Below are 12,989 nucleotides of genomic sequence, written 5' to 3'. Positions count from 1 at the left end.
CGCGCTCCCGCACCGACGGCGCGAAACGCCTCGGTCGGAGTGGCGGCTCCCGGATAGGGGCGCAGGTTTCGGGCAACGGCGGCGCCGATGACCTCGACGTCGGTGTTGGGGGAGACGATGATCCGGGAGCCGGCCGCTTCGGACCGGATCACGTCGTCGACGCACAGTACGGTTCCGGCCCCGACGACGCAGACGTCGCCGACGGCCGCCGCCAACCGCTCGATCGAGTCGAACGGTCGCGGCGAGTTCAGCGGGACTTCGATCGCCGTGAACCCGGCGTCCACGAGGGCCGAGCCGACGGCGACGATCTCCTCCGGGGTGATGCCGCGCAGAATGGCGATCAAACCGGTCGTGGTGGCAGTGACTGTGGTGCTCATAGTGACTCCTTCTCGGGATTCGTGGATGGCGCCGGGTCGATCAGCCCCGCATCGAGCGCCACCCGCCACAGCCCCTGTGCCGCGGCTTCCTCGGCGACGATGTCGGCGGCCACGCCGTGAACGCGCAGTCCGGCTGCGTAGCGTCGGCAGAGATCGGCGTTTCCGCACAACAGCATTCGATTCTCGGCGGTGTACTGGGGCAGGAGATGCCGGATTTCGTCGGCGATGATCACGCCGGAGACGTAGTCGGGAAGCGAGCCCGGATCGAGGAGTCCGTCGAGCACGAGCGCGCGTGCGCCGAACAGTTCGGCGGGCAGTCCGCGTGACGGCGTCGACGTTCCGGTGACGAGGCCCCGCTCGAACGCGGCATCGTCGCGCACGGCGGTGGTGGCGGTGCGGCCGAGGATGCCGTGCCGGATCACCAGGCCGTACAACTCGCCCGACATCGACGTGGCGAACGAGACGATCTTGCGGTTCTCGACTCGTGCCCACTTGGTGTGTGTTCCGGGGAGCACGATCGTCAGTGGGCGGTCGGTCGGGGGGAGCATGCCCAGTGCCCCGATGATCTGCGTCTCCTCGCCCCGCATGACGTCGCCGGCCACAGTGCCGTCGGCCGCGGGGGCGACGCGCAGGCCGGGTACGACGTGCAGAACTCCGCGTGGATGGGGGACCGTGGTCAGGTCGTCGGCGCCGATCGCGAGATCGGTCGGTGTGGTCAGATAGCCGGCTTCACGCCAACCCTGGGCGCTGCCGACCATGCCGCACGCGATCGCCGGGAGATCGGGGGTGGCCACGATCCAGTCGCCGCAGGCCTCGTCGAAGGCGGCTTCGTAGGCACGGGTGCGCGATGCGGGGTCGTCTCCGGTGGTGCCGAGCAAGCCGAAGTCCGGCCGGCGAACGTCCAGAATGCGGCCGTCGTCGCCGAGGAGCCAGGCGCGCTGTGACGACGTGCCCCAGTCGAGGGCGATCAGCCGCGGTGCCGAGGGGGCGGGGGTGTTCTGGATCACGCGAACCACTATCGGACGCGAATCCCATAATGACGAACACGGTCCCTATATGTGGGACAGTGGGGTGTGGCGATTCCTCCGTACGACATTCCACCCGGCACGCAGACGCTCGCCCGAGGGCTGGCGGTGGTCCGTGCCGTCTCCGACGGCGCGCAGGATCTCCGCGCGGTCGTCGAGAGCACAGGGCTGGGGCGCAGCACCGCGCACCGTCTCGTGCAGTTGCTGGTCCACGAGGGCTATCTCCGGAGCGGAAGCCGCGGCTACACCCTCGGCCCGACGTTGATCGAACTGGGGTTCAAGGCGTTGCACGGTAACCCGCTGCCCGTCGTCGCGCGCCCGATCCTCGAGGAGCTGTCGGCGCACGTCCACGACACCGTGCACCTGGCGGTCGAGGACGGCGGTTCGGTGCTGTACCTCGACAAGTTGCCGGGGTCGCGGGGTGCCGAGATGCGCTCCCGCATCGGGCACCGCATGCCGCTGACCCGCGCCGGGGTCGGAAAGGCTCTACTGCTGGATTCCGCCGAGCGCTGGGATGCGCTGTACGAGAGCGACGCCGCGCAGGGACCGCGGCCGCCGGGCTCCCGCGGATCGGCGGACTTCCGCGCGCGCATGCAGGACTACGCGCGGAGGGGCGCGGCGATGGACCTCGAGGACAACGAACCCGGAATCCGCTGCGTGGCGGCGCCGGTGCGGGACGCGTCGTGCGCGATCGTCGGTGCGATCAGCGTGTCGGCCACGAGCCCGTACATGCCCGACGAGCGCATGCGCGGACTCGTTCCGGTCGTGTGCCGGGCCGCCGGGCGGATCTCCGCGGCGCTCGGCTACCGGGAGATCTGACGCAGCGGTCGGGGGACGTCACGTGGTGGGACGGTCAGCGGTACCGGCCCTCGCAGGCCTGCTCACCGCCGAGCACTCCGGTGCGGAACGCGTCCACCCGGGAGAATCCGCTCGGCACGGTCTCCCCGTTGACGTCACTGGCCGCGAGTCCGTCGGTGAGCAGCCCCGACACGGCCTCGTCGAGGTCGCCCGGGGACAACCACACGCTGCCCGCCTCCAGGGAAGCGGGACTGTCCGGGCTCAACGCGCTGGTGACGACACCGGACAGGCAGGCGGCTCGCAGCGCGGTCTGGGGTGAGTGCAGATCGTTACCCCGGTCCCGCTGCAACGCCAGGGTGTACCGCGACGCGAGCAGGACGTACGCGTTGTAGTCGCCGGTGAGTTTGGTCTGGAACAGTTCCCGCCTGCCCGGGCGGCCCGGTGTGCCGCGTTCGGCGAGGGCGTCGACACTGACCCCGATCGTGTTGGTGGCCGGGCAGTACGACACCGGTTCGGTCGCGTCGGCGTCGGGGCAGTCGAGGTCGGCGCCGTCGAGTTGCAGCGTGGGGGGATCGCTGAGATCGAAGATCTGCTGAAAGGACGTGAAGAACGCCTCGAGCGACTCCTCGGTGACGGGGAGTTCGCCGTCGTCGCTCTCGTCGTCGAACCGCTGAGGCAGATCCGCGCGACGCGAGACGATCTCCTTCTCGTCGATGCGCGTGCACGGCGCCGGACCGTCCGTGAAACCGATCTGGGTGGCGGTGACACGTTCGAACGCCGAGCCGTGCACGTTGTCGGGATCGTTCGGGTCGGTGTCCCCGATGGCGACCGCGGACGCCAGTACCTTGTTCAGCCCGTCCGACGTGTTCAGCGTGAAGTGGGTCGCCTTGTCCTCCGCGATGTACCGCATGAACGCCCCCGCGAAGCAGTCGGCCTGCTGTTCCCGCACGATGCCACCGCCCACGTTCTCGTCGGCGATTCCCGCCTTCGTCTGCACGGCGTGCCCGTACTCGTGCGCCAGAACGAAGACGGCCGCGACGACACCGAACTTCTCCACCACCTCGGGCAGCAGCAGCGCCCGGTCCCAGCCGATCGTGTGGTCGGTGCTGCAGTAGCCGGCGTTGAGGAGTTCCTCGGTGCGGTCCCCRCAGAAGCGCGGGCCGTCGGAGTCGCGCGGATCCCAGGAGATCAGTTCCTCGACCGGCTCGAAGTTGCGCTGGAACAGCGCGGGGAACTCGGTGCGCCAGTAGTCCTCGATGTCGCTGACCGCGTTGGCGGCCATCGTGTCGATGTCACCGCCGTCGGTGCCGGTGACGGGGAGGTCGGCGTCGGGCACGCCCTTGCGGGCACCGCTCGGGCCCGACGTGGCATCGAGTCCCGCCACCTTGAACGGATCGTCGTAAATGGACGCGGCCTCACCGTCCACCGAACGCGTGCACCCGGACAGGACGACCGCAGTCACGGCCAGAACGCCCATGCTCGCAGCCCACTGCCGACGTCGGGTCAGCAAGGCCGTGCCTTCATCAACGCTCCAGACTCATCCAGATCGCGCCGTTCGCGGGCAGTGCCACCTCGGCAGAGGCGGGACGGCCGTGCCACGGCTGCGAAGTTGCCGTCACCGCACCGAGATTTCCCCAACCCGATCCCGCGTAGATCTCGGCGTCGGTGTTGAGAATTTCACGCCATTCGCCCCGTTCTGGCAAGCCCACACGATAATTCGCGTGCGGGGAACCCGAGAAATTGAACAGGCAGGCCAGGATCGACCCGTCGGTGCCGTAGCGCAGGAAGCTCAGGACGTTGTTCGCGGTGTCGTTGGCGTCGATCCAGGAGAACCCGCCCGGCGAGGTGTCGAGAGTCCACAACGCCGGGTGTTCGCGGTAGGTGGCGTTGAGGTCGTGGACGAGCCGGAGCAGACCGCGGTGGAAGCCACCGGTGTACGGGTCGTCCAGCTGGTACCAGTCGAGTCCGCGCTCCTCGGACCATTCCGCGGTCTGTCCGAATTCCTGACCCATGAACAGCAGTTGCTTGCCGGGGTGCGACCACATGTACGCCAGCAGGGCACGAACACCGGCGGCCTTCGCGTAGTCGTCGCCGGGCATCCGCGTCCACAGCGTGCCCTTGCCGTGCACCACCTCGTCGTGACTGATGGGCAGCAGATAGTTCTCGCTCCACGCGTACATCAGGGAGAACGTGATCTCGTGATGGTGATAGCTGCGGTGGACGGGATCGTGCGCCATGAAACCGAGGGTGTCGTGCATCCACCCCATGTTCCATTTCATGTTGAAACCGAGACCACCGACGTTGGTCGCGCGGGTGACACCCGGCCACGCCGTCGACTCCTCGGCGATGGTGACGACCCCGCGGTGCTGCTTGTGGACCGTGGCGTTGGTCTCCTGCAGGAAGGCGACGGCCTCGAGGTTCTCCCTGCCGCCGTGGATGTTCGGCGTCCAACCGCCCTCCGGCCGCGAATAGTCGAGGTACAGCATCGACGCGACCGCGTCGACGCGCAGACCGTCCACGTGGAACTCGTCGAGCCAGTACAGCGCGTTCGCGACGAGGAAGTTGCGCACCTCGCGGCGCCCGAAATCGAACACATATGTTCCCCAGTCGAGTTGCTCGCCGCGCTGGGGGTCGCTGTGCTCGTAGAGCGGTGTGCCGTCGAAACGTGCCAGCGCCCACTCGTCCTTGGGGAAGTGCGCGGGAACCCAGTCGACGATGACCCCGATGCCGGCGGCGTGCAGATGGTCGACGAACCACCGGAAGTCGTCGGGGGAGCCGAATCGTGAGGTGGGCGCGTAGTACGACGTGACCTGGTACCCCCACGAACCGCCGAACGGGTGCTCGGCGACCGGCAGCAGTTCGACGTGGGTGAATCCCGTCTCGGTGAGGTGGGTAGCGAGTTGTTCGGCCATCTCGCGGTAGTTCAGCCCGGGCCGCCACGAAGCGAGGTGGACCTCGTACACGCTCATCGGGGACTGCGCCGGCTCGGTGGCCGCGCGCTGCGCCAGCCATTCGGCGTCGTTCCATTCGTACGTGCTCACCGACACCCGGGACGCGGTGGCGGGCGGGACCTCGGTCGCGAAGGCCATGGGGTCGGCCTTGTCGCGCACACTGCCGTCAGGCCCGTGGACCCGGAACTTGTACAGGTCGCCGACCTCGATACCGGGAACGAACAACTCCCACACCCCGGTGGAGCCGAGTACCCGCATCGGGTAGTTCCGCCCACTCCACCCGTCGAAATCGCCGATCACACTCACTCCGCGGGCATTGGGAGCCCACACGGCGAACGAGGTGCCGGTGACGGTGCCGTCGGGGGTGTCGTAGCGGCGGCGGTGCGCGCCGAGGATCTCCCACAGCCGCTCGTGCCTGCCCTCACCGAACAGGTGCAGGTCGAGTTCCCCCAGCGTGGGCAGGAATCGGTACCCGTCGGCGGAGACGTCGTTGTGGCCACCCGGCCACGTCGTGGACAGCCGGTAGTCCATCAGATCCCGGTACGGGACGAGTGCCCCCCACACACCGTGCGCGAGGTGCTCCAGCGAGAAGCTCGTCCCCCCGATGACGGCGTCGACGGCCTCGGCGTGGGGGCGCAGTGCGCGGATCACCGTGCCGTCGGGGTGCGGGTGTGCGCCCAGGATCGAGTGCGGGTTGTGGTGCTCGCCCCGGGACAGCAGGTCGAGGTCGGCGGCGTCCGGTGCGATGGCGACAGGCGGTTCGACGGTCACTATGTACCTCCGCGGTAGGCCAGCTTCGTTCTGGCCGGATAGGGGATCGACGGTAATGCCAGGATATGGGCCACCGAACGCCAGGGTTCCAGGCGCACGAAGTTGGTCTGCCCCCAGTGATACTGCTCCCCGGTGACCTCGTCGAGCACGGTCAGGTGGTCGTGCCAGTCGCGGCCCAGCGCGGGCATGTCCAGCCACACGTTGCCCTGCTCGGCGCCGTAGGGGTTGAGGTTGATCACCGTCAGCACGGCATCCCCGGTGGTGGCGTCGAACTTGGAATAGGCGATCAGGGCGTCGTTGTCGACGTGGTGGAAATGGATGTTGCGCAACTGCTGCAGCGCCGGATGCTGCCTGCGGATCCGGTTGAGCGCCGTGATCCACGGTTCGAGGGACTCGCCGCGCGCGGCGGCGCCCTCGAAGTCGCGGGGACGCAGCTGATACTTCTCCGAGTCGAGGTATTCCTCACTGCCCGGTCGGACCGGAACGTGTTCGTACAGTTCGTATCCCGAGTACACCCCCCACGAGGGGGACAGTGTGGCCGCCAGGGCGGCGCGCAGGGCGAACATTCCCGGGCCGCCGGTCTGCAGGCTCTCGTGCAGGATGTCCGGGGTGTTGACGAAGAGGTTCGGGCGCGCCTCGTCGGCCTTGGCGGCGATCTCCTTGCCGAACTCCGTCAGCTCCCACTTGGCCGTCCGCCACGTGAAATACGTGTAGGACTGGGTGAAGCCGCGGCGGGCGAGACCGTACAACCGTGCGGGACGGGTGAACGCCTCGGACAGGAACAGGACGTCCGGATCCGACTTCTTGACCTCGGCGATCAGCCACTCCCAGAAGTCCGGCGGCTTGGTGTGCGGGTTGTCGACCCGGAAGATCTTGACGCCCGCCGCAACCCAGTGCCGGACGACCCGCAGGACCTCCGCGTAGATGCCGTCGCGGTCGTCGTCGAAGTTGACCGGGTAGATGTCCTGGTATTTCTTCGGCGGGTTCTCGGCGTAGGCGATGGTGCCGTCGGGGAGCACTGTGAACCATTCGGGGTGCTTCTTCGCCCACGGATGGTCCGGCGCGGCCTGCAGGGCCAGGTCGATCGCCACCTCCATGTGCAGCTTCCGGGCGGCAGCGATGAACGCCTTGAAATCGCGCATCGTCCCGAGCTGCGGATGAATCGCGTCGTGGCCGCCCTCGTCCGAGCCGATCGCCCACGGCGAACCGACGTCGTCGGGGCCGGGGGTCAGCGTGTTGTTGGGGCCCTTCCGGTTGATCTTGCCGACCGGATGGATCGGTGGGAGGTACACCACGTCGAATCCCATCGACGCGATGCGCGGAAGTGCGGCCACGGACGTGGCGAACGTGCCGTGCCGGGGCTTGCCGTTCTCGTCCCAGCCGCCGGTGGACCGCGGGAAGAACTCGTACCACGACCCGAACAGGGCACGCGTGCGATCGACGAGCACGGTGTGCGGTTCGCTCTTCGTGACGAGATCGCGCAGCGGATGTGCGCGCAGCAGTTCGGTGACGTCCGACCCGAACGCCGGGGCCACACGTTCGGAGAGGTGACGGTCGGAACGCAGCGACGCCGCGACCCCGGCCAGCCGCGAGCGGTCCGCGCGGGGGACGCCCTTCGCGGCACGCTCGAACAACTGCGCACCGATCTCGAGGTCGTTGGCCAGTTCGGCCGGCCCCTGTCCCACCGCCAGCTTGGCCTCGACCGCGTGCTTCCACGTGGTGACCGGATCGCTCCAGGCCTCGATCCGGAACGTCCAGACGCCCTCGCCGGTCGGGGTGAAGGAACCGTCGACGGTGTCGGGCACCGGACCGCCGGTCATCGGAATGCGGAAGGTCGCCGAGCCGCCCGACGCGGCACTGCGCGGTCCCCGCACCGCGAGCGTGGCGGCCACGGCGTCGTGACCTTCACGCCACACGGTTGCCCGGACGGGAAACACCTCACCCACAACGGCCTTGGCGGGATACCGACCGCACCCGATGTTCGGTTCCACGTCGTCGATACCGAGTCGACCTGTCACGCTGGGCTCCGTTCCATAGCCGGAAGTTGCCGGCGGCTCGTGGGCTGGGCCGCCCGTTCAACCGTAATGGAGTCGACCGGTTCCTGTCCGTATTGGAGTTCTGACGTCTACCCGCCCCGACACGGCGCAACGACGCCCGTAGTGCGTTATCGTTCGCGAGGTGAAAGCCTTGCGTCGGTTCACTGTCCGAGCCCACCTTCCGGAGCGGCTCGCTGCCCTCGGTCCGCTGTCCACCAATCTTCGCTGGTCGTGGCATCCGGCGACGCAGGAACTGTTCGGATTGCTGGACGCGGAACTCTGGCGGCAGGTGCAGTTCGACCCGGTCCGCATGCTCGGTGAGGTCGATCCCGCCCGCCTCGACGAACTGGCCGAGGACGTCGCGTTCCTGGCCCGGCTCGACGCCGCGGCCRCCGACCTCGACGACTACCTGTCCCGGCCCCGCTGGTATCAGAACCAGCAGGCCAAGGGAGTGTCGCTCGACGGTGGGATCGCGTATTTCTCAATGGAGTTCGGGGTCAGCGAGGTGCTGCCCAACTACTCCGGTGGACTCGGAATTCTCGCAGGTGACCACCTGAAGGCGGCGTCCGATCTGGGCCTGCCGCTGATCGGTGTCGGCCTGTTGTACCGCTCGGGTTACTTCCGGCAGTCGCTGACCGCGGACGGCTGGCAGGCCGAGCACTACCCGCCGCACGACCCGCAGGGCCTGCCGCTGCGTCTGCTCACCGAGTCCGGGCCGCAGTCGTCGGGTGGGGCGCCCGTCCTCGTCCACGTCGCGATCCCCGGGGGCCGGGTTCTGCGCGCCCGCGTGTGGATCGCCCAGGTGGGACGCGTCCCGCTGCTGCTGCTCGACTCCGACATCGCGGAGAACGACGCCGAGATGCGGGGCGTCACCGACCGTCTGTACGGCGGCGACCAGGACCACCGCATCAAACAGGAGATCCTCGCCGGCATCGGCGGTGTCCGGGCCGTGCGCGCCTACATCCACGCCTACGGCCTGCCCGACCCCGCCGTCTTCCACATGAACGAGGGGCATGCGGGTTTCCTCGGCATCGAGCGGATCCGTGAACTGGTCACCACCGGCGGGCTCGACTTCGACGAAGCGCTCGCCACGGTCCGGGCCGGCACGGTCTTCACCACCCACACCCCGGTGCCCGCGGGAATCGACCGGTTCCCGGCCGACCTCGTGCGGCACTACTTCGGCGGCGACAACGGTGCGAACGAATCCTCGCTGCTACCGGGGCTGACGATCGACCGGATCCTCGGACTCGGCCGCGAATCGGATCCGTCGGTGTTCAACATGGCCCACATGGGCCTGCGTCTCGGGCAACGGGCCAACGGCGTGTCCAAGCTGCACGGCATCGTCAGCCGCGAGATGTTCCAGCCGCTGTGGCAGGGATTCGACGCCGAAGAGGTACCGATCGGGTCGGTGACCAACGGTGTCCACGCGCCCACCTGGGCCGCACCCGAATGGATCGATCTCGCAACCCGCATCCTGGGCCCCGAACTGGTGGAGGAGGCCCGCGGCTGGGAGCGGCTGCAGGACCTGTCCGCCGAGGAACTGTGGTCGACCCGCAACGCGTTGCGCGGGAAACTGGTCGAGGAGGTGCGCCGCCGGGTACGCGCATCCTGGATCGAACGCGGTGCGACGTCCGCCGAACTCGGCTGGACGGACGAGGTGTTCGACCCGAACGTGCTCACCGTCGGCTTCGCCCGGCGAGTGCCCACCTACAAGCGACTGACGCTGATGCTCCGCGACCCCGAGCGGCTCCGGGCCCTGCTCCTCGACGAGAAGCGGCCTGTGCAGCTGGTGGTCGCCGGGAAGAGCCACCCCGCGGACGACGGCGGGAAGGCCCTCATCCAGCAGGTCGTGCGGTTCGCCGACGCCGCCGACGTCCGGCACCGCATCACCTTCCTGCCCGACTACGACATGTCGATGGCGCGGTACCTCTACTGGGGTTGCGACGTGTGGCTCAACAACCCGCTGCGCCCGCTCGAGGCGTGCGGCACGTCGGGGATGAAGTCCGCCCTCAACGGCGGACTGAACCTGTCGATCCGCGACGGCTGGTGGGACGAGATGTTCGACGGCGAGAACGGCTGGGCCATCCCGACCGCGGACGGCGTCGTCGATGAGACGCGGCGCGACGATCTCGAGGCCAGCGCACTGTACGAACTGCTCGAACGCGCCGTTCTGCCGAGGTTCTACGACCGTGCGGACGGCCTGCCGGTGCGCTGGGTGGAGATGGTTCGTCACACACTGCAGAATCTCGGACCCAAGGTGCTCGCGTCGCGGATGGTGCGCGACTACGCCGTCCAGTACTACGCGCCCGCCGCCGAAGCGGCCCGGACGGTGGCGGAAGAGAACTACGCCGGGGCCCGCGAACTCGCCGCGTTCCGTCGTCGCGTCGAGGCCGCCTGGCCGGCGGTGGCGGTCCTGCAGGTCGACGGCGCCGGACTACCCGACACTCCCGAGATCGGCGCCAACCTGGTGCTGCGCGCCCGCATCCGCCTCGGTGAACTGTCCGTCTCGGACGTCACCGTGCAGGCCGTGATCGGAAAGGCCGGACCGGACGAGGAACTCACCGACATCGTCACGGTCCCGATGACCCACTTCGCATCGGAGGAGTCGGGGGAGCTGTTCGTCGCCGACCTGGCCCTGCCGCTGTCCGGGTCGGTCGGATACACGGTGCGGGTCCTTCCGCACCACCGGTTGCTCGTCGCCCCGTCCGAGCTGGGCCTGGTGACGGCGCCGAACCCCTGACCGGCGCTACCGAGCCTTCACCGGCCGACGTCCCGGCGCTGGAATCCGGTGACCGCCGCGAGGAACAGGGCCGCCGCGAGTAGCAGCAGAACCGCGAGGGGAGTAGCCGAGAAACTCTCGGCAGGCAGGGCCGGCGTGTAGTGGAAGGGGGAGAGCACCCCGAACAAGTCGGGGAGCACTTCCCCGAACATTCCGGCGACGAGCACGTAGCCCAGAAATACCCACAACGCCGGCAAGGCGCGCGGGCTCAGGCCGTAGACGGCCGCGCACGCACCGACGATCACGAGCACGGCAGGCACGGAGTTCAGGGCCGCGCCGATCAACCGGCCGAGCGCCCCGGCATCGGACAGCGTGAACGCCGCGGTGATCCCCATGCCGACCCCCGCCGCCACCGCGAACGCGACCGCCGCAGCGGCGATCACGGCCAGCTGTCCACCGAGCCACGACGCCCGCGACACGGGGGTGGCCAGTGCCTCCTCGGCGCGACCGGACGATTCTTCGGAACGGATGGATACGACGGCGCCGACGGCGTACATCGCCGCCATCACCACCAGGAACACCAGATACAGGGCGAATGCACCGTCGGCCGCCGCCGCGGCGCCACCCGGCAGCAGCTGCGCGAGATCGGGATCCTGGTCGATGAAATCGCTGATCTGCTTGCCGAGTGAACCGATGGGCAGCGACAGCGCGAACACACCGACACCCCAGGCGAGGATCTGACCGCGCTGCTGACGCGCCGCCAGCGCGGTGATACCGGTCAGGCGGGGGGACGCCTCGGCGCGCCCGCCCCGCGGCGGAAGGAGCCCCGCCCCGACGTCCCGGCGACCGATGGCGGCATATGCGCACCCGACGGTCAGCGCCGCTGCGACGATTCCGATCAGCAACGGCCACCAGCGTTCGTCGACATAGGCGCGGGTGGCCTGCGACCAGCCGATCGGCGACACCCACGTCAGCAGGCTCCCGCTGTGTCCCTGCTGCACGTCGCCCACTGCCCGCAGCAGATACCCGACGATGATCGCGGTGATCCCGACACCGCTTGCCGTGCGGGCGTGTTCGGTGAACTGGGACGCCAGCGCCGACAACGAGGTGAACACCAGACCCACCACCAGCACACCCGCGGACATGTTCAGCGAACCCGCCGGAGGCAGACCCACACCGAGCAACCCGATGACGAGCAGAAGCGCGACGAACAGGTTTGCGAGCGCCGCGGAGATCAGTCCCGCCGTGATTCCCGCATACCGCCCGACGACGCCGGCGCGTACCAGTTCCGTGCGTCCGGTCTCCTCCTCCGTCCGCAGATGCCGCGTCACCAGCAGCACCGACATGATCGCGACGGCCACCATCGTCATGCCGGCGATCTCGTTGGCCACCATCGCACCGAGCGTGTAGTCGTCCAGCCCGTACCCCGGCCCGGCGAGAGCCGTGGCTGCCGGCGACGAGATGAGTTCGGCACGGGCCTGCCGTGATTCGGCGGTCGGGTAGATGGTCGAGTAACTCGACGCGATCAGGACGGTGAGGCCCGCCACCGCGACCGTCCACACCGGAATCCGGACCCGGTCGGTGCGCACCGCCAGTTCGGCGAGCACACCCGTTCCGCTCAGTCGACTCACTGCGGCCGTCCGATCCCGAGTGCCTCGACCTCGTCGCGGTACTCGCGAAGGAACAGGTCCTCGAGCGTCGGCGGGTTGGCGGTGATCGAGATGATGCCCAGCCCCGTCAGCGTGGTCATGACCGGATCGATCTGATCGGAATCGACGTCGAACGTCACCGTGTTCGCGTCCTCACCCTTCTGCAGGTTGTGCACGCCGGGGACATTCGCGATGGGGGTGGGCTTGATCCGGGTGGTCGCCGTCACCGTGGTGCGGGTGAAATGGCGCAGTTCGGACAGCGTTCCCGCCTGCACGGTCTTACCCGCGCGAATGATGGTGACGGCGTGGCACAGCGCGTCGACCTCGGCGAGGATGTGGCTGGACAACAGCACCGTGCGTCCTTCGCGGGCGAATTCGGTGATGCACTCCTGAAACACCGCTTCCATCAACGGGTCCAGGCCCGACGTCGGCTCGTCGAGGATGAGGAGTTCGGTGTCGGCGGCGAGCGCAGCCACGAGAGCGACCTTCTGCCGGTTGCCTTTCGAATAGGTGCGGCCCTTGCGGGTGGGGTCGAGTTCGAACCGCTCGATCAGCGACGCTCGACGGACCGGATCGAGTCCGCCGCGCAGCCGCCCGAGAAGGTCGATCGCCTCGCCACCGGACAGATTGGGCCACAGGTTCACATCCCCCGGAACGTAGGCC

The 12,989-nt window shown here is 68.7% G+C and carries 9 protein-coding genes; 2 read left to right on the top strand and 7 right to left on the bottom strand.

Features of this window, described 5'->3' with window-relative positions; genetic code table 11:
* The coding region (locus AC1D1G_RS31725) for a beta/alpha barrel domain-containing protein (protein WP_477955157.1) at nucleotides 1-377 on the bottom strand (377 nt) is incomplete at its 3' end.
* Complete coding sequence (locus AC1D1G_RS31720) at nucleotides 374-1,384, bottom strand: 2-dehydro-3-deoxygalactonokinase (RefSeq protein WP_477955155.1); 1,011 nt, start codon at nucleotides 1,382-1,384, stop codon at nucleotides 374-376. The genes AC1D1G_RS31720 and AC1D1G_RS31725, both read right to left, overlap by 4 nt.
* Nucleotides 1,385-1,435: 51 nt before the next feature.
* On the opposite strand from AC1D1G_RS31720, the gene AC1D1G_RS31715 reads away from it, so the two are divergent.
* Nucleotides 1,436-2,221 (top strand): IclR family transcriptional regulator, encoded by a 786-nt coding sequence (locus AC1D1G_RS31715; protein WP_349307414.1) that lies wholly within the window; start codon nucleotides 1,436-1,438, stop codon nucleotides 2,219-2,221.
* 34 nt (nucleotides 2,222-2,255) lie between these two features.
* Here the strand turns inward: AC1D1G_RS31715 and AC1D1G_RS31710 are convergent, their stop codons facing one another.
* The 3 genes from AC1D1G_RS31710 to AC1D1G_RS31700 are packed head-to-tail and all read right to left on the bottom strand — an operon-like array spanning nucleotide 2,256 to nucleotide 7,940.
* Complete coding sequence (locus tag AC1D1G_RS31710; protein ID WP_283353802.1) at nucleotides 2,256-3,677, bottom strand: neutral zinc metallopeptidase; 1,422 nt, start codon at nucleotides 3,675-3,677, stop codon at nucleotides 2,256-2,258.
* 46 nt (nucleotides 3,678-3,723) lie between these two features.
* The gene (glgB, locus tag AC1D1G_RS31705) at nucleotides 3,724-5,922 is read right to left on the bottom strand and encodes a 1,4-alpha-glucan branching protein GlgB (RefSeq protein ID WP_283333536.1); all 2,199 of its coding nucleotides are present in this window, start codon (nucleotides 5,920-5,922) and stop codon (nucleotides 3,724-3,726) included.
* Nucleotides 5,922-7,940, bottom strand: a complete 2,019-nt coding sequence (locus AC1D1G_RS31700) for an alpha-1,4-glucan--maltose-1-phosphate maltosyltransferase (protein WP_283333537.1) — start codon at nucleotides 7,938-7,940, stop codon at nucleotides 5,922-5,924. Before AC1D1G_RS31700 ends, glgB begins: the two co-directional genes overlap by 1 nt.
* A gap of 160 nt (nucleotides 7,941-8,100) precedes the next feature.
* Between AC1D1G_RS31700 and glgP the strand changes: the two genes are divergently transcribed.
* Nucleotides 8,101-10,698, top strand: a complete 2,598-nt coding sequence (glgP, locus tag AC1D1G_RS31695) for an alpha-glucan family phosphorylase (RefSeq protein ID WP_477955151.1) — start codon at nucleotides 8,101-8,103, stop codon at nucleotides 10,696-10,698.
* A 17-nt stretch (nucleotides 10,699-10,715) separates the two neighbouring features.
* Here glgP and AC1D1G_RS31690 read toward each other — a convergent pair whose 3' ends face one another.
* Nucleotides 10,716-12,308: an ABC transporter permease gene (locus tag AC1D1G_RS31690; RefSeq protein WP_477955149.1), complete on the bottom strand. Its 1,593-nt coding sequence runs from the start codon at nucleotides 12,306-12,308 to the stop codon at nucleotides 10,716-10,718.
* On the bottom strand, nucleotides 12,305-12,989 hold a 685-nt coding region (locus AC1D1G_RS31685; protein WP_477955147.1), incomplete at its 5' end, for an AAA family ATPase. The genes AC1D1G_RS31690 and AC1D1G_RS31685, both read right to left, overlap by 4 nt.

It is taken from the genome of Rhodococcus sp. P3_B8 (assembly GCF_056402775.1).
Note: the sequence above shows the minus strand (reverse complement) of the source record. Positions and strands in the feature narration are given on the sequence as shown.